This is a genomic window from Clostridium estertheticum, from assembly GCF_026650985.1.
GTDB lineage: Bacteria > Bacillota > Clostridia > Clostridiales > Clostridiaceae > Clostridium_AD > Clostridium_AD estertheticum_C.
This window is the reverse complement of sequence record NZ_CP086239.1, coordinates 3,066,433-3,087,440: the sequence shown is the minus strand read 5'-3', so window position 1 is coordinate 3,087,440 and position 21,008 is coordinate 3,066,433. Positions and strand designations below refer to the sequence as shown.

At 31.0% G+C, this 21,008-nt stretch carries 21 protein-coding genes; 12 read left to right on the top strand and 9 right to left on the bottom strand.

Annotation, left to right across the window (positions count from 1 at the left end; genetic code table 11):
* Positions 1–33: 33 nt before the first annotated feature.
* Positions 34–1,407, top strand: coding sequence for a DUF4317 domain-containing protein (locus LL038_RS14840; RefSeq protein WP_216124795.1), 1,374 nt, complete (start codon positions 34–36; stop codon positions 1,405–1,407).
* A gap of 212 nt (positions 1,408–1,619) precedes the next feature.
* Here the strand turns inward: LL038_RS14840 and LL038_RS14835 are convergent, their stop codons facing one another.
* Complete coding sequence (locus LL038_RS14835; protein ID WP_216124793.1) at positions 1,620–2,918, bottom strand: cation:dicarboxylate symporter family transporter; 1,299 nt, start codon at positions 2,916–2,918, stop codon at positions 1,620–1,622.
* A gap of 522 nt (positions 2,919–3,440) precedes the next feature.
* Between LL038_RS14835 and LL038_RS14830 the strand changes: the two genes are divergently transcribed.
* The 3 genes from LL038_RS14830 (at position 3,441) to proC (ending at position 6,143) form a co-directional block, all read left to right on the top strand.
* Entirely contained in the window at positions 3,441–4,559 is a 1,119-nt protein-coding gene (locus tag LL038_RS14830) for a hypothetical protein (RefSeq protein WP_216124791.1), read from the top strand.
* 70 nt (positions 4,560–4,629) lie between these two features.
* Positions 4,630–5,319 (top strand): L-2-amino-thiazoline-4-carboxylic acid hydrolase, encoded by a 690-nt coding sequence (locus LL038_RS14825; protein ID WP_216124789.1) that lies wholly within the window; start codon positions 4,630–4,632, stop codon positions 5,317–5,319.
* 17 nt (positions 5,320–5,336) lie between these two features.
* On the top strand, positions 5,337–6,143 hold the full coding sequence (proC, locus tag LL038_RS14820) for a pyrroline-5-carboxylate reductase (RefSeq protein ID WP_216124788.1): 807 nt from the start codon (positions 5,337–5,339) through the stop codon (positions 6,141–6,143).
* Positions 6,144–6,330: 187 nt separating this feature from the next.
* Here proC and LL038_RS14815 read toward each other — a convergent pair whose 3' ends face one another.
* The 4 genes from LL038_RS14815 to LL038_RS14800 form a co-directional block, all read right to left on the bottom strand.
* The gene (locus LL038_RS14815) at positions 6,331–6,777 is read right to left on the bottom strand and encodes a staygreen family protein (protein WP_268055884.1); all 447 of its coding nucleotides are present in this window, start codon (positions 6,775–6,777) and stop codon (positions 6,331–6,333) included.
* A gap of 150 nt (positions 6,778–6,927) precedes the next feature.
* Entirely contained in the window at positions 6,928–7,101 is a 174-nt protein-coding gene (locus tag LL038_RS14810) for a hypothetical protein (protein ID WP_216124787.1), read from the bottom strand.
* Positions 7,102–7,367: 266 nt separating this feature from the next.
* On the bottom strand, positions 7,368–7,730 hold the full coding sequence (locus LL038_RS14805; protein ID WP_253199940.1) for a DUF1284 domain-containing protein: 363 nt from the start codon (positions 7,728–7,730) through the stop codon (positions 7,368–7,370).
* A 17-nt stretch (positions 7,731–7,747) separates the two neighbouring features.
* Positions 7,748–8,299, bottom strand: a complete 552-nt coding sequence (locus LL038_RS14800; protein ID WP_216124785.1) for a biotin transporter BioY — start codon at positions 8,297–8,299, stop codon at positions 7,748–7,750.
* Between the two features lie 267 nt (positions 8,300–8,566).
* Here LL038_RS14800 and LL038_RS14795 point away from each other — a divergent pair, with 267 nt between their 5' ends.
* The 4 genes from LL038_RS14795 to LL038_RS14780 all read left to right on the top strand — a co-directional run bounded on the left by LL038_RS14795 (position 8,567) and on the right by LL038_RS14780 (position 13,085).
* Positions 8,567–10,567 (top strand): methyl-accepting chemotaxis protein, encoded by a 2,001-nt coding sequence (locus LL038_RS14795; protein WP_216124784.1) that lies wholly within the window; start codon positions 8,567–8,569, stop codon positions 10,565–10,567.
* Positions 10,568–10,932: 365 nt separating this feature from the next.
* Positions 10,933–11,421: an RNA polymerase sigma factor gene (locus tag LL038_RS14790; RefSeq protein WP_216124783.1), complete on the top strand. Its 489-nt coding sequence runs from the start codon at positions 10,933–10,935 to the stop codon at positions 11,419–11,421.
* Positions 11,408–12,190 carry a hypothetical protein gene (locus tag LL038_RS14785; protein ID WP_216124775.1) on the top strand — a complete coding sequence of 261 codons (783 nt, stop codon included), beginning with the start codon at positions 11,408–11,410 and terminating at the stop codon, positions 12,188–12,190. Before LL038_RS14790 ends, LL038_RS14785 begins: the two co-directional genes overlap by 14 nt.
* Positions 12,191–12,491: 301 nt before the next feature.
* Entirely contained in the window at positions 12,492–13,085 is a 594-nt protein-coding gene (locus LL038_RS14780; protein WP_216124774.1) for a hypothetical protein, read from the top strand.
* A gap of 189 nt (positions 13,086–13,274) precedes the next feature.
* Here LL038_RS14780 and LL038_RS14775 read toward each other — a convergent pair whose 3' ends face one another.
* Together LL038_RS14775 and LL038_RS14770 are read right to left on the bottom strand one after the other, a co-directional pair.
* Positions 13,275–14,117, bottom strand: a complete 843-nt coding sequence (locus LL038_RS14775; protein WP_216124773.1) for a nitroreductase family protein — start codon at positions 14,115–14,117, stop codon at positions 13,275–13,277.
* 207 nt (positions 14,118–14,324) lie between these two features.
* Positions 14,325–15,665: an MFS transporter gene (locus LL038_RS14770; protein ID WP_216124903.1), complete on the bottom strand. Its 1,341-nt coding sequence runs from the start codon at positions 15,663–15,665 to the stop codon at positions 14,325–14,327.
* Positions 15,666–16,186: 521 nt separating this feature from the next.
* Here LL038_RS14770 and LL038_RS14765 point away from each other — a divergent pair.
* The 3 genes from LL038_RS14765 (at position 16,187) to LL038_RS14755 (ending at position 18,032) form a co-directional block, all read left to right on the top strand.
* The gene (locus LL038_RS14765) at positions 16,187–16,903 is read left to right on the top strand and encodes an ABC transporter ATP-binding protein (RefSeq protein ID WP_216124772.1); all 717 of its coding nucleotides are present in this window, start codon (positions 16,187–16,189) and stop codon (positions 16,901–16,903) included.
* 33 nt (positions 16,904–16,936) lie between these two features.
* Positions 16,937–17,713 carry an ABC transporter permease gene (locus LL038_RS14760; RefSeq protein WP_216124771.1) on the top strand — a complete coding sequence of 259 codons (777 nt, stop codon included), beginning with the start codon at positions 16,937–16,939 and terminating at the stop codon, positions 17,711–17,713.
* Positions 17,714–17,840: 127 nt separating this feature from the next.
* The gene (locus tag LL038_RS14755) at positions 17,841–18,032 is read left to right on the top strand and encodes a hypothetical protein (RefSeq protein ID WP_216124770.1); all 192 of its coding nucleotides are present in this window, start codon (positions 17,841–17,843) and stop codon (positions 18,030–18,032) included.
* Between the two features lie 271 nt (positions 18,033–18,303).
* On the opposite strand, the gene LL038_RS14750 is transcribed toward LL038_RS14755, so the two are convergent.
* Positions 18,304–18,540, bottom strand: coding sequence for a hypothetical protein (locus tag LL038_RS14750; protein WP_216124769.1), 237 nt, complete (start codon positions 18,538–18,540; stop codon positions 18,304–18,306).
* A gap of 765 nt (positions 18,541–19,305) precedes the next feature.
* A complete protein-coding gene (locus LL038_RS14745; RefSeq protein WP_216124766.1) occupies positions 19,306–20,478 on the bottom strand; it encodes a MerR family transcriptional regulator in 1,173 nt (390 codons plus the stop codon).
* A gap of 221 nt (positions 20,479–20,699) precedes the next feature.
* Between LL038_RS14745 and LL038_RS25710 the strand changes: the two genes are divergently transcribed.
* On the top strand, positions 20,700–20,933 hold the full coding sequence (locus LL038_RS25710; protein ID WP_216124901.1) for a hypothetical protein: 234 nt from the start codon (positions 20,700–20,702) through the stop codon (positions 20,931–20,933).
* Positions 20,934–21,008: the final 75 nt, after the last annotated feature.

The following is a 21,008-nucleotide window of genomic DNA, read 5'->3' as shown; positions in this document are numbered from 1 at the left end:
AACCACGTCAACTATAAATTGAGGAGCTTATGCATGAGAAGAAAAGATATACTTGAATTAAAAAGACGTTTTAAAAAAGAACAATGTACCTTCACTAAAGTGTGTGGCTGCTATGTTAATGGAGAAAAACATACTATTTTAAAATTTAGAGAAAGCTTTCTAAATTTAGATGAGGAAGAATACTTTAAATATTTAGAAATTGCTAAAAAAGTATTGTCTGGAACTATTGGGAATAATATTTTAGAACTTAACTTTGAAGTTAATGAAGATTTTACAAATGAAAGACAAACTTCACTTATGCAGCTTAAAAACAGTCAATTAAAAGATGATGCTTTTCTTGATAATCTTTATGATTTGATTATAGATAATTATGATTACACTGGTAATTTTTTAATACTCTTTTATCATGATGCTTATGATGTTATTAGCAAAACCAGAGATAATATAAAGATAGATGAATCTGAAGAAGTATATGAATACGTGTTATGTGCAATATGTCCAGTTTCACTTTCAGAGCCTGGTCTTAGATACTTTGAAGAAGAAAACAAAATAAAAGCACGTATTAGAGATTGGGTAGTCGAGTCCCCAACTAATGGTTTTGTGTTTCCTGCTTTTATTGATCGTAGTGCAGATGTTAACTCTATTATGTATTACACAAAAAATGCAAAAGATACACATACTGAGTTAATGGAAAATGTTCTAGGGTGCCTCTCAAAACAAACGGCTACGGTTCAAAAGGAAACATTTCAATCAATTATTAAAGATTCTTTTAGCTTAGATGAAATTAAAGGCGATAAGATTTTTATGGATATACAAGAAAATCTAAGCACTATGATAGAAGAATACAATGAGCTAAATGATGATGCAGATAGTGAACCTATAAGCTTAACAAAGAAGGATATACAAAACCTTTTAATAGAAAGTGAAGTTCCAGGCGAAATTACTACTATGATTGAAAATGCCTATGTAGAGAACTTTGGTGATGATAACACTTTAGCTAAAAATTTAATTGACACAAAGGCGCTTAAGGCAAATGTGCAAAGAAAAAAGGAAGAACGCCTTTATAAAGAAGTGGAAATACTTAAGGCAAGACTTGATCAAGTTAAACAAGATAATACTATAGATAATGAAATTCAACTGTCTACAGAAGTTAACGATGACAATGTGGTTTTAGAAGAAGCGGTAGCAGCTGATTTAGAAGAAACTTCAGAAACTAATTTAGAGAAAGTTCCAGATCTATATTCAGAAGATAATAATGTTACCCCTGATTATGATGTTATACTACAAGTAAAACCCGAAAAAGTATCTCAAATAAAATCTCAAATAATTAATGGCCAAAAATGCATAGTTATTCCTATTAATGACAATGAACAAACTACGGTTAATGGTATAGATAATTTGATTTAAAATAACTTTACATATTTACCTAAGGGCCGGGCCCCTTATACTCAAAGTGAAAGTTAAGAAATATTATGAAGTAAAATAGCCTTAATAGCTTGTTAAGTCTATTAAGGCTATTAAATAACTTGATTGATATTACCAAAATTGATGCAGGATATTTCAATCTGAGATTAAAAAATGATAATATTGTAGACATTACTTAGAATATAGCAATGAAGTTACAAACTCTGAGCTTCGTTAGAATCAATAACACCGTTCTTAATTTCTTCTAGATATTTCTCACCTTTAACCGCATCGTATTTACCTTCCCATTTAGACATAACCACAGCAGCTAATGAGTTACCAACTACATTTACAACTGTTCTTGCCATATCAAGGATACGGTCAATTCCAGCGACAAATGCTACTCCTTCTAATGGAATACCTACAGATCCAAGAGTAGCTAATAATACAACTAAAGATGCTCCGGCTACACCTGCCATACCTTTTGAAGTAATTGCAAGAACTACCACTAAGTTAATTTGAGCAAATATTGACAAATGAACTCCATATAACTGAGCAATAAATAGTGCTGCAATAGATTGATATAATGTTGATCCATCTAAGTTAAATGAATAACCAGTTGGAATAACAAAGGATACAATAGATTTTGAACAACCAAAGCTCTCCATTTTGTTCATTACTCTAGGTAATACCGCTTCAGAACTTGCTGTAGTATATGCGAGAATAATTTCATCTTTTAGAACTTTAATTAGTGAAAAAATGTTTATTCTAACCATTTTAGCTATTAATCCTAGTATTACTAAAACGAAGAATATCATACAGCCATAAACAGTAAAAGTTAACTTACCAAGAGGAATTAGGGACTTAAGACCAAATTTTGAAACGGTCACGCCCATTAAGCCAAATACTCCAATTGGTGCCACTTTCATAACTTGATTAGTTACCCAGAACATTGCCTCAGAAATCCCTTGACATAACCGAAGAACAGGCTTTGCTTTTTCCCCCACCGCAGAAATTCCTAATCCGAACATAACTGAAAAGAATATGATAGAAAGCATATTGCCTTCAGCCATGGCGCTAACAATGTTTGTAGGAACAATATTTACAATCATATCTACCATGCTGTGATTTGCAACGGATTTAGTAGTACTAACATAACTTGATATGTTAGTTTTTACAAGTGTTGCCATATCTATGCCTGTTCCAGGATGGAATACGTTGCCTGCCAATATTCCAACTAAGATGGCAACTGTAGTTACTACTTCAAAGTAAATTATAGTCTTTAAACCCAATCTACCAATTTGTTTACCATCTTCTCCACCTGCAATTCCAACAACAAGTGCACAAAATATAATTGGAACTATGATCATTTTAATTAGACGTATGAAAATATCGCCTAAAGGTTGTAAAAATGGTATAACTGCTGGGTTACCATAGAAAATAGCACCCACTATAACACCGAGTGTAAGTCCGATAAGAATCTGTGTACCTAGTCCAAGCTTTAATTTTTTCATCCAGTGTTCTCCTTTGAATTTTCCCTTAGTAAAATATTAATTAATATTATGTATTTAAAACAAAAAAAATGCTCTATTTGTTATTATAGAGTTAAGTAAATTTTTATTTGCAATTTAAGCTTTATTGTAGTACTAGCTTGTGTAAAATGCAAGTTTTATTTTTTATGAATTCATTTGTATAAAAAAACAATCAATTAAAAAAATATATATAACAGCCTATTATATTGTATGTCTTTTATTTTGGTTAAACAAAACAAATAGAGTGAAAAGAAAAATACTTGCTCCATATTATTACATTGCATATTAAAACAATACATAGTAATATAATAGGAATAGTATGTATTTATTAGATTCAGTAAATATAATGAATCTAAAACAATTTAATATTTTAAAATTATCTATTATTATCTAGAGATAGTAAGAGATTGACCCGATGAAGTTTCAGCAACTACATGTTTTTTTATAGTAATTTATAAAAGACAATATTATAAATATCTAAATTAGGAAAGAGGAGTGGTGAAGGTGGAAAAACAATTAACTAGTGTAAAAAAAGTAGTACTTCTTGCAGGCGCATTGTGTGCATATTGGATTGGATCTGGATTTGCAACAGGACAGGAGGTCTTGCAATTTTTTGCAGCAAGTGGGACAAAGGGGATTATAGCTGCGTTAATTTTTGTGGCTTTAATGATACCCTTAACGTACATTTTATATGGAATAGGTCAAAAAAAGAAATTTGATAATCCATATGATGTTTTTGAGTATTATTGTGGAAAAGCCCTAGGTAAAGTTTATGTATGGTACAGTGTTGTATTGGTGTATGCTATATCTGTAGTTATGCTTGCTGGTGGAGGAGCAACAATTCATCAATATTATGGAATACCAACATATATAGGTACTGGCGCTATAGCTCTTCTTGCATTGGGAACAATATTGTTAGGGGTAGAAAAATTCATCGACATAATAGGTGTTATAGGCCCTATTAAAATTTTATTTGTGGCAATAATAGGTATTTGTGGTATTATAACTATTTTTGGGAAGCCGACTATATTGTCAGAAGCAGGCAGACTTATGCCAACATTAGGGTTTAAATCCGCCTCTTCTAATTGGGCATGGTCAGGAGCACTATATGCCTTTCTTGCTCTTATGGTTAGTATACCATTTCAGGTTAGTTGTGGAGCATCTGCAGGAAGTTTAAAAGAAGCAAGAACGGCAGCTGTTGTTGGAACTGTTGCTTTTACTATTGCAATTATTGCACTTATAATAGGTGAACTTGTTTATTATAAATTAATTATAGGTACGCAAGTTCCAACATTAGCAATTGCTAATCACATATCTCCTATATTAGGATTAATTTTTTCAGTGTTAATAGTGCTAAGTATTTATTCAGCAGTGGCTTCATTTCTATTAATGGTTGTTAGAAAATTTGCTACTGACAAAACTAAAAAGTTTAACATCATTGCAACAGTACTAACTGTAATCAGTATGTTCTTTGGAGGAGTACTTCCTTTTGATAAATTGTTGAATATTTTATATCCTTTGGCAGGATATTCAGCTATTGTTTTTGCAGGATTTATGATTTATAAAGAATTAAGAGAGAAGACTAAAGGATTAAAAAAGAATGAAGTAAATCATAGTATTTAATAGAAAAAGATTTATAATTAAGGTTTGTTGAGTAAATTGATAAATTATTGAAAGGATGTTGGATATTAAAATGGGTAAAGTTGAAATAGTTCATTGTACAATTGAACATCATGCAGTATTAGTTGCACTCTTCGCAAAATATACTATAGAGCGTTTTGGTGAAAAAGGCAAAGAGGCGATCTATGTTGGAATTGAAAATTATGGGCATGAGCGAGGAAAAAGGATGGCTAAAAGAGCAATTGCAAATGGAGATGCATTAGATTTTATAAATAGTCAAGCTTACAGTGAATGGGCTCCAGAAAAAAATACAATGGAATTTGCTATTCTCAAAACAGAACCGGAACTTGTAAGTGCTGTGACGAAATGTGAATGGTGCTCATCATGGAAAAAATATAATCTTTTGGATTATGGAAAATATTACTGCATAAATATAGATGATGCTGTTTTTAATGGTTTCAATAAAAATTTTCATATGAAAGCTACTAGTAATCTAAGCTTTGGAGCAGATCATTGTGAATTTCACTGGGAAAATCCAATGCATGAAGAGGATACGATAAAACTTGCTCAAAAGAGAACTGAACTGGGTAGTACCTGCACTAGAGATTTCAACTTTCACACTGCTCATTTGCTATATTCAATGAGTAAAACATTAAAAGATAAACTCGGCGAAGGTGGTATTCTAATTATTAGTCAAGTAGTAGAAAAATACATATTGCTATTTGGCAAAGAGTATTTTGATGTTTTAAAAAATTTCAAATAAAACAGGAGGAATAAAATATGTTAAATAAAAAGATTACATTTATCGGTGGTGGAAATATGGCCGAAGGAATCATCAGAGGAATTATTTCAAATGAAATATTTTCTCCAAAAAGCATTGCGGTTTTTGATATATTAAGTGAAAGAAGAAAATACCTTAATGTTACATATGGTATTGTAGAGGCAGAAGATGTCACAGTTGCTGTAAAAGGTGCAGATATTATTCTAATTGCAGTACTTCCTCAAAATATTGTAAGTGTTGCGCAAAATATTAAAGATCATTTATCTGAATCTACTATCATTATTTCTATATGTGCGGGAATCAAAATGGAAAAATTAGAAAATTTATTTGAAAGCCATCGCAAACTTGTTCGTATTATGCCAAATACTATGATTGACGTACAACATGGTTATAGTGCAGCAAGCGTAAATGAGCAGGTTCAACCTGAAGACAAAAAAATAGTTGAAACACTGTTAAGTGCATTAGGACAGACAATGTTCATAGATGAAAACCTCTTTAATGCATTTACTGCATATAGTTGTGCTGGGCCTGCCTACATAATGTATTTTCTTGCAGCGCTTATAGATTCTGGAGTGGAATCTGGTTTTTCCCGTAAGGATGCCACAGCTATAGCTTTAGAGAATTTAATTGCTTCTGCACTAACCATTCAAAAAACTGGAAAACATCCTTACCAAATTACAGATACAATGACTTCACCAGCAGGTACAACAATTGCAGGACTACATGTGTTAAGCGAATCTAGTTTTCATGGAACCATTATGTCAAGTGTAAAAAGTGCTCTTGAAAGGACAAATGAATTGGAATAATTATTTATGTTAATTTAAGGCCTTCTTAATAAAACAATAAGGAAGTATTCTATTTTGTTAAGAGGGAATTAATATGCTATAACATTTATTTCAACATGTTGTTGCTCATTTTCAAATCCTTACTATGTAAAAAATACAAAAGTATACAACATAATAAGGTGTTATATGGATACTAAATTAAAAATTCTTATTTGTAATCTAAAGGCGTTCCCCATAGTTCTAAACGATTAAACGTAGGATAAACAGAATTAAATTTCACATAAATAGGTGCTTTATCTAAAGAGGGATTTTTTCTAAAAAATTCTCTATCTCCATATCTAAGTGCCGAAAGTGCTAGCGGTAATTCTTTTGTGAGAATGCTATTACGTACCGCTGACATTATTGGGTTCTGTTCTTTATCTACCATAACGTTAACCATAAGTGCGTACTTACTATTAATCATGGTCCATTCTGCTAGTACTTCATCCCTCATGTCAGTGATTTTATCATAATCATACTTTGCTGCAATAGTTAAAAATAATTCTCCGGTAACGTCTGAATGAGTAAGGGTATATTTCCTAGGAATAATTGGTTTTGTTTCACCTGTTCCCATGGCAAAATTAACGTGCAACATATCCGTATTGAATTTGCTCAAAGCCTTCCCTCCATAATATAAATACATTATATATATTATGAAGTTGACTGTTGTTATGTTCTTGTTATGCACTTAAAGCTAAAATACCTAAATAAAAGAGGATATCTTTTTATGATAGAAGATAAAGATAAAGAAATATATGATATTTTTTTAAGTCCCAGCATCCCATGTATTCATCTTTGCCATTAACCAAATTAGTATACTGGAATAAGAACTTAAAATTGTATCTCCAACTTTGAAGGAAGCACCTAAATTCAGTCTGAAATGTTCTAATACAGCAGTTGGTGCACCTGCAAATGTAACCTTCTCTGCCTGTTCCATCATAACTCTTCGAAATAGTACTCCTGCATGAGAAGGTGGAAATAATTTTACTACTGTCTATACAGACTGCGGTAAACTTCCAATTGGTATATAAACTGATTTGAATGGGCTAACTAAAGCCTTTAACATGTTAAACAACACCTATATAGTAAATTGTAGTTTTAGAATTTTATTTTTGGCTTTTTCCTGAAGCTTCAAAATATTCTTTATTTAATATAATTTACATTTTATATTATAATATGAAAAAGAGAGCACTACCCTTAATTAAACTAATGCTTCTTAAGTTTGTTGAAGCAATATCCATATGAAAACCAATAACAACTTTTACAAATTTTTAGAAACTTTTCGTAAGTCAGATTTTCTCTTATATTATTTAAAATGTCTTTATATAAATAAGTCCTGCCTTCTATTAGTTTAAGTTCATTTAATACTTTAGAATCAAAAACAAAAACTTTTTCATCACTTTCACAAAATCCATTTTTAAAATTATGTGGACATGCAACACAAATATCATCTGTATTGGTTACAACTCTTATACACGTATTATCTTTAAGTTTATTTACTACTTTGTCCATATTATCAGTAAAATGAAGACTATATCCTTTTCCTTTATATCCTTGAATGCACAACAAGTGATGAGCCCTTAAAATTAACATTTTATCAGACGAGCCTTTAATAAGCTATTTCTAATTTTAACGCCAACTAAATATGCAGTCCAAATTTTTGCCGAATCTAAAAGTATATAGGGAGCAACGCCTAACAGAATAGCCTTTTTTAATGATATTTTTGTTATAAAAGCAAGTTGAAGTGCACCCATAGAATAGCAAATTAATAATGATATAAATAATCTTGAAATTGTAATTATAATATTATATTCTTTTTCTATCGTTTTTCCTATAATAAAAGCTATGATAGGATAACTAATAAGGTAGCCCCCTGTAGGGCCTAATATGCAATTTAGTCCTCCACTGAAGTTTGCAAATACTGGGATTCCAATAGCTCCAAGTAAAATGTAAACAAGTTGAGATATAGCCGAAAGTTTACTACCTAAAATTATTGATGATAAAAACACTGCTAATATTTGAAAAGTAATTGGGATAGGGCTAAACGGCAATACAAAAGATATTTGTGCCAGAACCGATGTTATAGCAGCAAATAGACCTGCTACCATGATTTCTTTAATTGATAAATTTAATTTCATTAATACATCCCCTTTATGTCATTTGAATTTTTATTGTAAACCTTATAAATTTTATAGTTTACAATTAAAGTATACACAAGTACTAGAACTCAGTCAACTGCTAGCATCCTTAACATTCTACGGATTTGAGCAAAAAAAGCTAAAGTTATTTAATTAAATACAGATAATATAATAGGAATATTTTTATTGTTAATAAGGTAAGGTAACATTTAAAAAATTTAATAACTTAAATTGGAGCACAAAAAAAATGAAATGTAGGTGGTTTAAATGAAAAGCATTAAAACAAAAATAGTAATGTTTATAGGTCTTTTAGTAACATGTGTATGTCTTGCTTTTGGAGTTACATCATATCTTATTGCTTCGGGCGTACTAGTTACAAATGTAAATAATGAATTACCACAATTAGCTCAACAGGGGACAAACGTAGTACAGAATGCTCTCTTAGTGCAATGGAATGCACTTGAGGTTTTGGCGTCCCAAGATATAATTAGCAACCCTAGTGTATCTTTGCCAGTTAAGGCAGCCCTCTTAGATAAAGAGATTAAGAGATCTGGAGATGAAAATATTATTTATATTAATGCTAATGGAAATATTCAGTTAGTTAACGGAAAATCGGTTAGTGTAAAAGATCAAGTGGATTTTCAAAAAGCTCTTAAAGGTGATCGATCCGTTTCAGATCCAACAGAGAACGTGGCGAGTAAGGGCAAGATAATTATAAAATACAGTGTTCCCGTTAAATGGAAGGGTAATATTGTAGGTGTACTTTGTGCAATTAGGGATGGTAATGATCTTAGTTCTATTACTAATAAAGTTGTATTTGGGACATCAGGTAAGTCCTATATGATTAACAGTAAAGGAACTGCAATTGCTTACTTTGACCCAGCTATGGTTTTGAAAAAAAATAATATTCTAAAGGATGTAGTTAAAAATTCTAGTTTAAAAGAAATGGCTAGAGTTCAGACAGAGGCAATAAAAGGAAATATTGGATCGGGTAGCTATTCTTATAATGGAGTTTCTAAATCTGTGGGATATGCTCCAGTAAAAGGTACAGACTGGTTTCTAATTGTTACTGCACCAAAAAGTGAGATACTTTCAGGTCTAAATATTTTAAAATTAAGCATTCTTGTTATAGCTATTATTTTATTATTTATAGGTTTGATTGGTGCTTTGGTATTTGCTAAGACAATTATAAAACCAATTTTATTTATGACAAATTATTTTAAAGTTATGGCTAATGGAAATTTTACTAAAGAAATACCAATAGCATTTTTAAAAAGTAAGGATGAAATGGGTAGCCTAGCTAATTCTGTAGACATAATGCAACAATCTATAAAATCATTACTTCAAAATGTAAAGTTAGAGGCCTCTGCAGTATTTAAAAGTGCTCAGGTAGAAGAAAAACGTATATCCAACTTAATGATTCAAATTGAAGGAACTTCAGCTACAACAGAAGAGTTAGCAGCAAGTATGGAAGAAACTGCAGCATCCGCTCAGGAGATGATGGCAACTTCACAGGAGATTGAACGATCTATTCAAGTTATAGCAAACAAATCTCAGGATGGTGCAGGTAAATCAATCGAGATAAATAATAGGGCAGAGGAGTCAAAGAAGAAAGTCCGCACGGCTATAGATAAATCAACCACAGTATTTGAAAATACAAGATTAGAATTAGAAAAAGCTATAGAAGCATCTAAAGTTGTTGAGGAAATAAATGTGTTATCTGAATCTATAATGAGTATAACTTCACAGACTAATCTATTAGCTTTAAATGCAGCTATAGAGGCTGCAAGAGCTGGTGAATCAGGTAGGGGGTTTGCAGTTGTTGCAAATGAAATTAAGATGCTCGCGGAACAATCAAAGAACACGGTTATTGAAATTCAAAATATAACAGTTAAAGTTAGTGAGTCTGTGAAGAATCTTTCTGAGAGCTCTAATAAATTGTTGACCTATACTGGTAGTGATATAAAAGATGATTATATATATATGTTAAGCATTGGAAATGAGTATAGCAATGATTCTGAATTTGTTAAAGAACTAGTTACAGATTTTAGTGTTACTTCTAAAGAACTTTTAGAATCTGTAGGGGACATGTTAAGAACAATAGATGGTGTTGCGCAGGCATCTAACGAAGGGGCTAGTGGAACTACTGATATAGCTACTAGAGTGATAAATGTAAGTAACAGTTCTAATGATGTACTAACTGAAACTCTAAAGGTGAAAAATTGTGCTTTAAAATTAGAAGAAGAAATAGATAAATTTACAATTTAACTATTTAAAATGCAATAATTTGGCACCTCATCCCAATATTTATTACAAGAAATAATAGTAGAGCTTACTAAGGATTTATAGAGTTAATTTAAGAAGCAGAAATGCTTCTTTTTTTTATTTTAAAAGGTTAAATTGGTTCATAATAATCTTCCTAGTAAATTGGAGTTTTAGAATTTTATTTTTGGCTTTTTTCTGAAGTTTAAAAATATTCTTTATTTAGTATAATTTACATTTTAGATTACAATATGGAAAACATCAATTAAATTTAAGTTAAAATTAAATGAACCATTTAGCAGATAAATCTATCTAATTAGTGTAAAGCAAAAAAGTAGCGCTACAATTTGCAAGGAAAGGTAGGAATTCAATTGAACAAGGCTATATTTACAGACAAAGTTATTGAGATGCAATCTATTTTATATCATGTGTCTAAATCAATTTTGATTCATGAGCAAGATTGTGAGGATGCAGTTCAGGGGGCAATTTTAAAAGCCTATAACAAATTAGATACACTAAAGAAAGAACAATATTTTAAAACATGGTTAGTTAGGATACTAATAAATGAATGTTATAGTTTGAAAAGTAAAGAACATTCACAAGTACCTTATGAAGAATACTTTGAGTCTGACAAGGCTGATGATAAAAAGGATTATAGTGAATTATATATGGCCATTCAGAATTTACCAGAGCGTATTCGTATTACAATTGTTCTTTATTATGTAGATGGATATTCAGTAAAAGAAATTAAACAGATTTTAGGAATACCCACTGGAACTGTAAAAAGCAGGTTATCAAAAGGACGAAAATCAATAAAAATAAAATTAGAGAATATGGAGGTAAATTATGAATGCCTATAATTGGAATAATATCTTTCCAGATATGCCTAAAAGTTTTAAAAGCAAGGTAAATGCAACATTAAGCAGTTTACCGGAAAAAGAGGAGAATGATGAGATGGAAAATAATATAAAACCATATAAAAGAGGATCAATGAGGAGAAAGATTATTATTATATTAGCGGCTACTATGGTAATAGGAACGACTGTATTTGCAGCAGGAAAAGTAGGGAAAATACAGTCTATATATGGAAGTTCAAGTACTATACCAACATATACTACTATACCTACAGTAGAACAAGTTAAAAATGATTTTAAATTTAATCCTAAACTAGTTGATAAATTTGACAACGGATACACTTTTGCGGATGGATATACCGACAATCAAAAAGGTGTTGATGAGAATGGCAATACTGTAAAAAAAACAAAATCCCTTGATTTTACGTATACAAAAGGTAATGACAAATTATATCTTTCTATGGAAAACGGAATGTTAGGTGAAAGATCAAATAAAGAAACTGTTGTTAATACTTGTAACGGTATAGATTTATATTATAGTTCATCTGTTTATAAGGTTGTACCAGCAAATTATAAATTGACAGAGCAGGATAAGCAGGATAAATTGTCCGGTAAATATGTGTTCAGCTATGGAAGTGACAAGATAGAAATCTCTCAGTCTCAATATTTAGAGTGGATGCAAGGTGGAATTCATTATTCTTTATTAGCAATGGATTCTAATATATCGAAAGATGAATTAGTTAAAATGGCACCTCAAGTTATCCGTACCAAATAATAATGTTTTAGTTGTAGACGGCGCCAGTGGTCCACTAACCATAAGCGCTATTAAAAAGCTCCAGTAAATATTTAAACTTTGTATTAACTATCTACAAGTTTATTTTATGTAACACAAATATTAAAAGTAGCTAAGATTAAGTCTTAACTACTTTTTCAGTTTCCTCATAGTTAACACTTCGAAATAATTGAAATATAAATAATTATTAACAAAAAAAGGATTTTTAATTGCTTATGTAGAATATTATTGAAAATAGTGTAAATTCAATTTACAAATAATTAAATTAGGAGGAATTGTTTATATGAAAAAAAAATCTTTAATTATAGGATTAATAATAGGAACTGTATTTATCTCCACATTTTCTATTTTAAAACAGCTAAATAATAATTCTAAAATAGCACCAAGTGTTAAACTGGCATCAAGTGCTAAATTGGCATCAAGTGTTAGCCAATCATTTGCCAATGGAACCGTAGATAATTTAATATCTGAGTCTCCATATATAGTTGAAGCTGTACAAATCGGCGAACAAACCGAAACAAACTATACGGGAGTTACATTTGTTACCAATAAGCTTAAAATAAAGCAAGTACTTAAAGGGGATTTGATTTCAGCCAACGATGTTATTACTTTATTGCAAACGCAAATAGATGAAGATCCAGTTGTTAAAAAGAATGGACATGTTTTATTGTATTTAGAAAAATATTCAGGTTCTATTGTAAAAGATGCGTATGTATGTAAAGGATTATACCAAGGTCACTATGATATTAGCGATAATGGAACTTTAGTTAATTCCTTTGATATGAAAAATTTAAACCCTGATTTAAATGAAGATTTAAAGAAAAATAATAAGTTTAAAGACTTAACTACAAAAATTAAAGACCATAAAGCAAAATAAACTTTATGTTTATGACTGCGCTCCTAAATCTGAAATTACTGAAAACACAACTGACGAAGATATTGATTGAATTGCCGGTAACGGTACTTGGCAAAGCTTACTCTCTTAAACCTACAATAATATATGTAAATATAAATGTAAATGAAACAAGAGAGGACTCTTTATTAAAGGCTTCTCTTGTTTCATTTTTTATTCCCTTATCCAAGAAAAAACATACTCCATATTCTCAGGCAATTCTATCTCTGGCTTAGATGCCGCATTAAAATGACCTTTAATACCTTTTTCTTTAAGTGAAAAATCAAAGTGTGCTGCGGCAATTCCCATATCTACTCTTTGGATATCGTAGGGGAATCTATCGCTATATCCAGGTTCTTTATATTCATAAAAATGGAAGTCACCATCTTTAAGAAGTATTCTCCACGGCTGTTTATTTGATGCTGATGGTGCTAATCGAACAATTTCTAGTGGAAAGGCAAGACTACCGGCTTCTTCACTCGTAAGAGGAGACTTAAAATCATTTTTATAAAATAATTGATCCCATTCTTTACGCTTATCTGCTTGAATCATTGTTCTCATTTCTATCTCTTTTTCATGCTTAGTGGCGGCGGCATATCCATAAGGTGTTATAATTGGGAATAATTCTCCTTCTTTAATCTTCATAGCATCTGCAAAGCCTTCACGATCGAAGGTTCCTCCGAGCCAGCAAGTTCCAAGATCAAGATGTGCTAAATAAAGAACTACTGCTTCCATTTCATATCCCAATGCTTCGAGTGCCATTGGTTTTAACTTAATAGTTGTTCCGATGTATTGCTTTGACCCTTTAATAACTCCGTATGTTCCAAGTTTTTCTTTGTTTTTTATGTCCTTGTCATCAAGATAGTGAAACTTGACTTTATTTCCAAATGGATTATCCAAAGAATCAATAAAAGATTCAATATCTTTTCTTTTAGCCGGTTCAATTTCTCTTTCCATATAGTTTCTTACACTGTATCTTTTTTTTACTGCATCTTCAATTGAAAAATCAATATTCATTTATTATACCTCTTGTAAAATATATTTAGGTTATTAAAGGCAACCTATAATCCTTTCTAATAATACAATGCAATTGTATTCAATTACATTGTATACAATTGACAATGAGTTGTCAATAAAAATAATACTCTTTTTATTAATATTAAAAAACCCCTCGAAATTTACTCGAGAGGTTATAAATGAATTCTAATTAGTTATTAAAATTTGTTAAGATGCATCAATTTCGTCTAGAGTTTTACCTTTAGTTTCAATACCACCAAAAGCAACCACTAAGGCAACTGCTGCGAACACTATAGTTAGCATAATAAATACATAAGTGAAGCCAGCCTGCTTACCTTTAGTTTCATACACAACTCCAACGATATAAGGAGCGGCGATGGCACCAATACGTCCAATTGCAGCTGCCCAACCGGTTCCGGTGCCCCTAATACGTGTAGGATAAACTTCTGGCGTATAAGCGTACACCGCGCCCCAAGCTCCTAGACTGAAAAAGTAAAGTAGGCATCCAAAAACAAGCACAGTAGCTGAGGATGTCGCTTGACCAAATAAGTATGCGGACACGGCAGTTCCTGCTAAGTAGCTTACTAAAACTGCTTTACGACCAATCTTTTCTATTAGATATGCCGCACTGTAATATCCGGGTAACTGAGCAATGCTAATAATTAATGTAAATTGGAAACCCCTTACTAAGCTGAAACCTTTGCCGACAAGGAGAGTTGGAGTCCATAAAACAAACCCATAATAACCAAAATTAATACCTAACCATAAAATCCATAACACAAGGGTACGCTTAAAATAGGTTTTAGACCATAAATCTGAAAGCTTAGAATTACCTATTTTTTCATTTTCTAGCTGACTGGTTACAGCCACTTCATTATTTTTTACTCCAGCTTGTTGCTCCATTTTACTTACAATTTCATCTGCCTCTTTGAAGCGTCCTTTTTGTTCCAGGAATTGAGGAGATTCAGGAATATTCCTTCTCAGATAGGCTGCATACAGTGCTGGTATTCCTCCCAATAAAAAGCCAATACGCCAGCCATAAATAGGAATCAAGAGGTAAGAAATTAAAGCTGCAACGATCCATCCCCAAGCCCAGAAGCTCTCGAGCAAGACCACCATTCTACCACGAGATTTAGCGGGCGAGAACTCACTAACCAAAGTAGATGCTGCCGGCAACTCTCCGCCCAAACCTAATCCCGTTAAAAACCGGAAGAATAACAATAGGCCAAAGTTTGGCGCGATGCCAGATAATATACTAGCGAATCCATATAACACAAGGGTAAACGTAACGACTGTTTTTCTACCCCATTTGTCAGCAACCATTCCAGCAACTGCCGCACCAATAGCCATTCCAATCGCCGAAACACTGCCGAGTAATCCCAAATCAGTGGGAGTAAGTTTCCACACCTTTCCAATTGAAGCCATCACACCGGCGACCATCCCTTGATCCATGGCATCAAACATCCATCCGATACCTACTAAAAACAGCACTCTCCAAAGCATTGGCGTAACTGGCAATCTTTCAATTCTTTTTGAAATATTACTCATATAATTCATCTCACTTTCTTTTTTGATTTTTTTATACTTGTAATAATACACTAGTTATACAACGAGTGTATATACATATATGTATACACTTGTTATAGTATAGTATATACACATACACAAATACAATAGTATACTAGTTATTTTAAAAAATAAATTCTGTCATATTGTGAGCCATCTGAGGAAGAAAAGAATATCAATGCTTAAATCCTTTTGAGAAACTATATGAAAAAGAAATCTTTAATTATAGTTGAAGCTGTACAAATTAGCGAACAAACTGAAACAAACTATACGGGAGTTACATTCACTTTGAGGCTATTATACATTTAAATAATTGTAAATATTATTAATTTATGGTAATTGTGATATAATAAAGTATATATTGTTAGTCAGAATTGTAAATTTTCACGACATAACACAATAGTATTTTCTAAATACATTTAGGAATAAATAGTATATATATTTTATAAGTTTAGTTGGAGGGGGTGAGGGTTACATTATTCCAAAATTATGAGGAGGTATATATGATTAATTTTAAGAATCTTACAAAAAAATATAAAGGTTCGGAAATAGTAGCTCTTGATTCATTTACTCTTGATGTAAATGATTATGAAATTATTTGTTTATTAGGTCCTAATGGTGCTGGTAAAACTACATTAATAAAAGCCTTAACGGGCTTAGTTATTCCGGATAATGGAGAAATTTATATTGATGATAAAAAAATTAATACTGAAAAGATCAACTATTTAAAGGATATAGCTGTAGTTTTAGAAGGTGCTAGAAATCTTTACTGGAGGATAAGTGTAAAGAGTAATTTTTATTATTTTGGTGCATTAAAGGGAATTAGTAGAAAACAAATTGATTCTAATATAAAAAAATATAATGAATTATTTAATATTAATGATCTTTTAAATAGAAGGGTCAATACTCTATCTCTAGGTCAAAAACAAAAGGTAGCTATAATTGCTAACATATTACTTACACCTAAGATACTAGTACTAGATGAACCCTCTAATGGATTAGATATCGAGGCTAAAGAAATGTTATTAAACTTACTAAATATTATAAAAAAACAAAATAATACTACCGTATTAATAGCTTCACATGATGTGGATTTCATTAGAAGAGCAGTAGATAGAATTGCAATTTTAAATAATGGGAAAGTGCAAGAAATTTTAGTTAACGATAATATTTCTAATAGTTTAATTGAAGAAAAATATTTAAAAATTGTTTCAGCTTAATCCTATTATTTAACTCAGAGAGGAGAATCAAAAATGAAATATTTAAATGCATTATGTGCTGAAATAAAGATTTCTTTAGAAAGTACATGGTCTTACAAAATGAATTTTATAAGCGATATCTTATTTATAGGGGGCTTGTACACAGCTTTATTGTTTTTGGGTACTGGAACTAGCCTAGGTAACTATTATGGATCACCTGAAGATTCTAAATCCTTACTATTAATAGGATATATATTATATAGTTTTTCTATACTTGCAATAAATTTAGTAAGTTCTAATATAGAAGCCGAAGCTACAAGAGGAACACTAGAACAAAAGTTAACCTCAATAATTCCACTATATGTTTTAATGATAGGCAGACTAATTTCCGGTATGTTAATTGAACTTGTAGAATTAGCTATAATACTTATTTTTTCTGTTTTGATTTTTCATGTAGGAATATCCATAAATCTTAATGTTATTATTACTTTATTAATTACTATTGCAGGAATGTATGGTATGGGATTAATGTTTGGTGGGCTCACACTGAAGTTTAAGAATATAGGTAGAATAATGTATATCATTCAAACATTATTATTGTTTGTTTCAAATACATTAACAGTTGTTTCAGATAAGTTTTCAATTATTAATTTGATCCCCTTAACTACTGGAAATGACCTTATTAGAAAGGCCCTTGTTGGACAGGCAATTCCTATGTCAGAGTATTTAACATTAGCTGCAATTTCTCTAGTATGGCTTGCAATAGGGATTGTTACTTTCAATTTTCTTAAAAAATTGAGTAGAATTGATGGACTTGTAGGCTCTTATTAAGGATGTACTAATAATTATTGCGATTGAAACGATGTTAATATCTAAAATAAGTAATTATAGTTTGTTTCGAAAATGTTGTTTTACGGCTTATCTACTGGTTAAACAATTCTTTCTGGAGGTTTGTATTATGTTTATCAAAAAAGATTTCATATTTAGGCTTATTGCTTCTATATTATTTGTTTTTACAGCATATTTACCAAATGGTAGCATTATAAAAATAGTTGCGTTGATAGTGTGGCTTATTGCAGTATTTTTAGAATCTATAAAGAAACTATGGTCTAAGTATAAAACCAAAAGTAATGACAACCCCAAAAAGTGATATAAAAGCACTTGTCCTATTCCACCTTTTCGGGTGGATAGGCAAAAACACCCTTAGTAACAAAGAATAAGATACACAGACATATTAAAAAATCATTCAACATAATAAGTCTGAAAACAACAAATGCGGTGAAATTTTATTATTTCACGGCATTTGTTGTTTATGCACATCTAGTCTATAGAATCAAAGTAAATGTAACTCAATTGTGTTACATTCACTTTGAGTTTCATCAGTAGGTTAGTACATAGTTAAAGAGTATTATTAATTAATGTTAATCTGTTTTTGATATACCTTTAAAAGAAATGATCAAACCGAATAGAACTAATAGATACCAGACTCCATTAACATCAAAATCAGGTATAATTGCAAATATGCCTCCGGCTAAAGTTAAGTTTATTCCTAAAAGCAGTACTTTGATTCCAGAGGTACCTTTATCAAATGCATAAATTATTGAATAGGGTACCATTATTATTATAGCTAAATATGTTATTATAAGGTCAAATCCCATGTTGATCTCCCCACAGCTTGTGTATTTACATATAATAATTTCTTAATATGTATTATGAATACGACATAAAAAATTGCTTAATTCTGATATTTTTATATTCCATATAATAGAGCTTAATCCTTTTTTTTATTTAAAATGACGTGAAACAAAAACGTTGAAAGTTAATTTTATATTTTTGGCCATTCTTTTCGCAAAGTAATATATAATATTACCCAAAACCTTTTTGTATAGTGGAAGGGGTATTTCTGTCGCATATGCAACAGAGACCAGTCCAGTCTTTTTCCAGTACTCATTGTCATAAAACTCACCTTCAGCTCCAGTATGGCTCATCCCATGAAATATATTATAAACTAACAAACTCACAAATATTGGAGAATATAATTTTCCACCAGAGACATCACTGTAGAATTTTTCAGCAACTATTTTGCACTTTTTGACCACCTTTTTAGAAGGCTTATATCCTCCGTAACTATTCGATATAACTGGGAGTTCATATCCGCAATTAAATCCCCAACATACAAAAGTTTCTCGTAAGTATTTTGTGCATTTTTTAGCGCCACTTCCACCTGCAGTCGATATCGGTTGTTATGCAGCTATAACTAGACTATACCATCATTCATACTTTTATAATAGCAATAAACTACCGTATTGTTGCTATTTTTGACCTCTAATTGAAAATATACACTACTTTTATGCATTATTCCATACTTATTATATTAAATAAAATATCCCAAGAATTTGAGAGTGATTGAAATAATTCACTACTTATTTTTCAGCATAAAATTTCAAAGCTTTTCCGATAAATTTAGCCGAACCCTTCCCATATACCTTATCTGCAGCATTTATATTTTTACTGGCATTTGTTAAATAAAGATCAGCTAAACTGGATAAAAACACCTTATAATTCAAACCCGTATCTCCTACATAAAATTCCTTATTACTTTTAGTTGTATCTGCTATTTCTTGGACAATTTGTTGAATCTCTTCTGAGGTAGGATCTTTACTTAAGTCAACTGCAAGCTTGTCATATAATCTTTCTAATTTAGGTCTTTTATCTTTTAAATAAATTTTAAAAACTTCTCCAATAAATTCAGCCGCACCTCTTCCATAGTCCTTATCAACTGTTTTTATCCACTTTGGATCTTGCAAATATTTTTTTGTCGTATAATACCAATAATCATCCCCTTTTTTATCCATTTTAAAAATTTCATAATCTTTTTTAGCTGTATCCGTTATCTCTTTAGCAATTTGCTGAATTTCTTTTGCAGAAGGGTCTTTGCCTAAGTCTATTGTAAGTTTTTCATATAGTTCTTTTAATATAGGGTGGTTATCTTCAAGGCAATCTTTTTCAAATTCTTTGCGTTTTTCTGCTATAGTTATTAACGTTTCATTATATAAAGTTTTCTTCATGTCTTCGGCACATTTCTTTATACTTCCATAAGCTTCTATAGAGTTTTTAGCAATTTTAGCTTCATTAATTTTTATATGTTCAATCATCTCATCAAATTTATCTATACTTCCCCAAGTCTTAATTACTTTATCCATATTTTTTTTCTTATATTCTTCCCAAACGTTATAATATTCCGTCATATCAAATTCTTTAAAACTCATAGTATTTGCTCCTTTTAAGGTTTTATTTATAAGCTCTATCAAGCTATTCACTCTATCACGTTTTATAATGAGTAGCTTTTTTTGATTTTCCAGAGACTGCATTTTATCAAAGTGGGTACTAACCATGATTTCTTTAACTTCTTTCAAAGGTATATCAAGTTCCTTAAAAAATAAAATCTGTTGCAAGGTCCCAAGAGCTTCATCGTCATAAAGTCTGTAACCTGCATCTGTAAAATTACTTGGTTTTAACAATCCTATTTTATCGTAATAATGTAACATGCGCACACTTATTCCTGTCAAATCCGAAACTTGTTTTATTGTTTTCATTGCTGCACCTCCAACTTTGATTTTAGAGCTATCAATACTTTCTATCACTCGCCGGCTATGAGTTTTTGTCAATATACTTAAGCTCTATTTTTATATTACACTATGACATTGTGTTAGGGTCAACACTTTTTTATAATTTTTTTTTAAAAGCATCAAGCCTCTAATTTAGTTAGACAAAATAATTTGAAGTACCCTGGCTACAATATGTTAAAGGTAACAATATCTTTGGTATCAAATGGACAGAAGGCTCTGGATATGAAGTTCAAGAATTTAATACTCATGAATTTATAAATGGAGTAAACACTCCCATGATATGCAGGTTTAGAAAGTATGATACGCTGGGCGACAGCATTCTGGACCAGGGAAAGATTTTAAGCTTTAGCAGGTACAAATCTGTAATAACATCTAAAGACTACAAAGAAGCTTGCCAGAACGTCTATAACTCTTTCTACTGAACTGACGAGGAGTACCCTGAGAAACTAATAGCTATAATTGAACAAAATAAACTTTATGTTTATGACTGCGCTCCT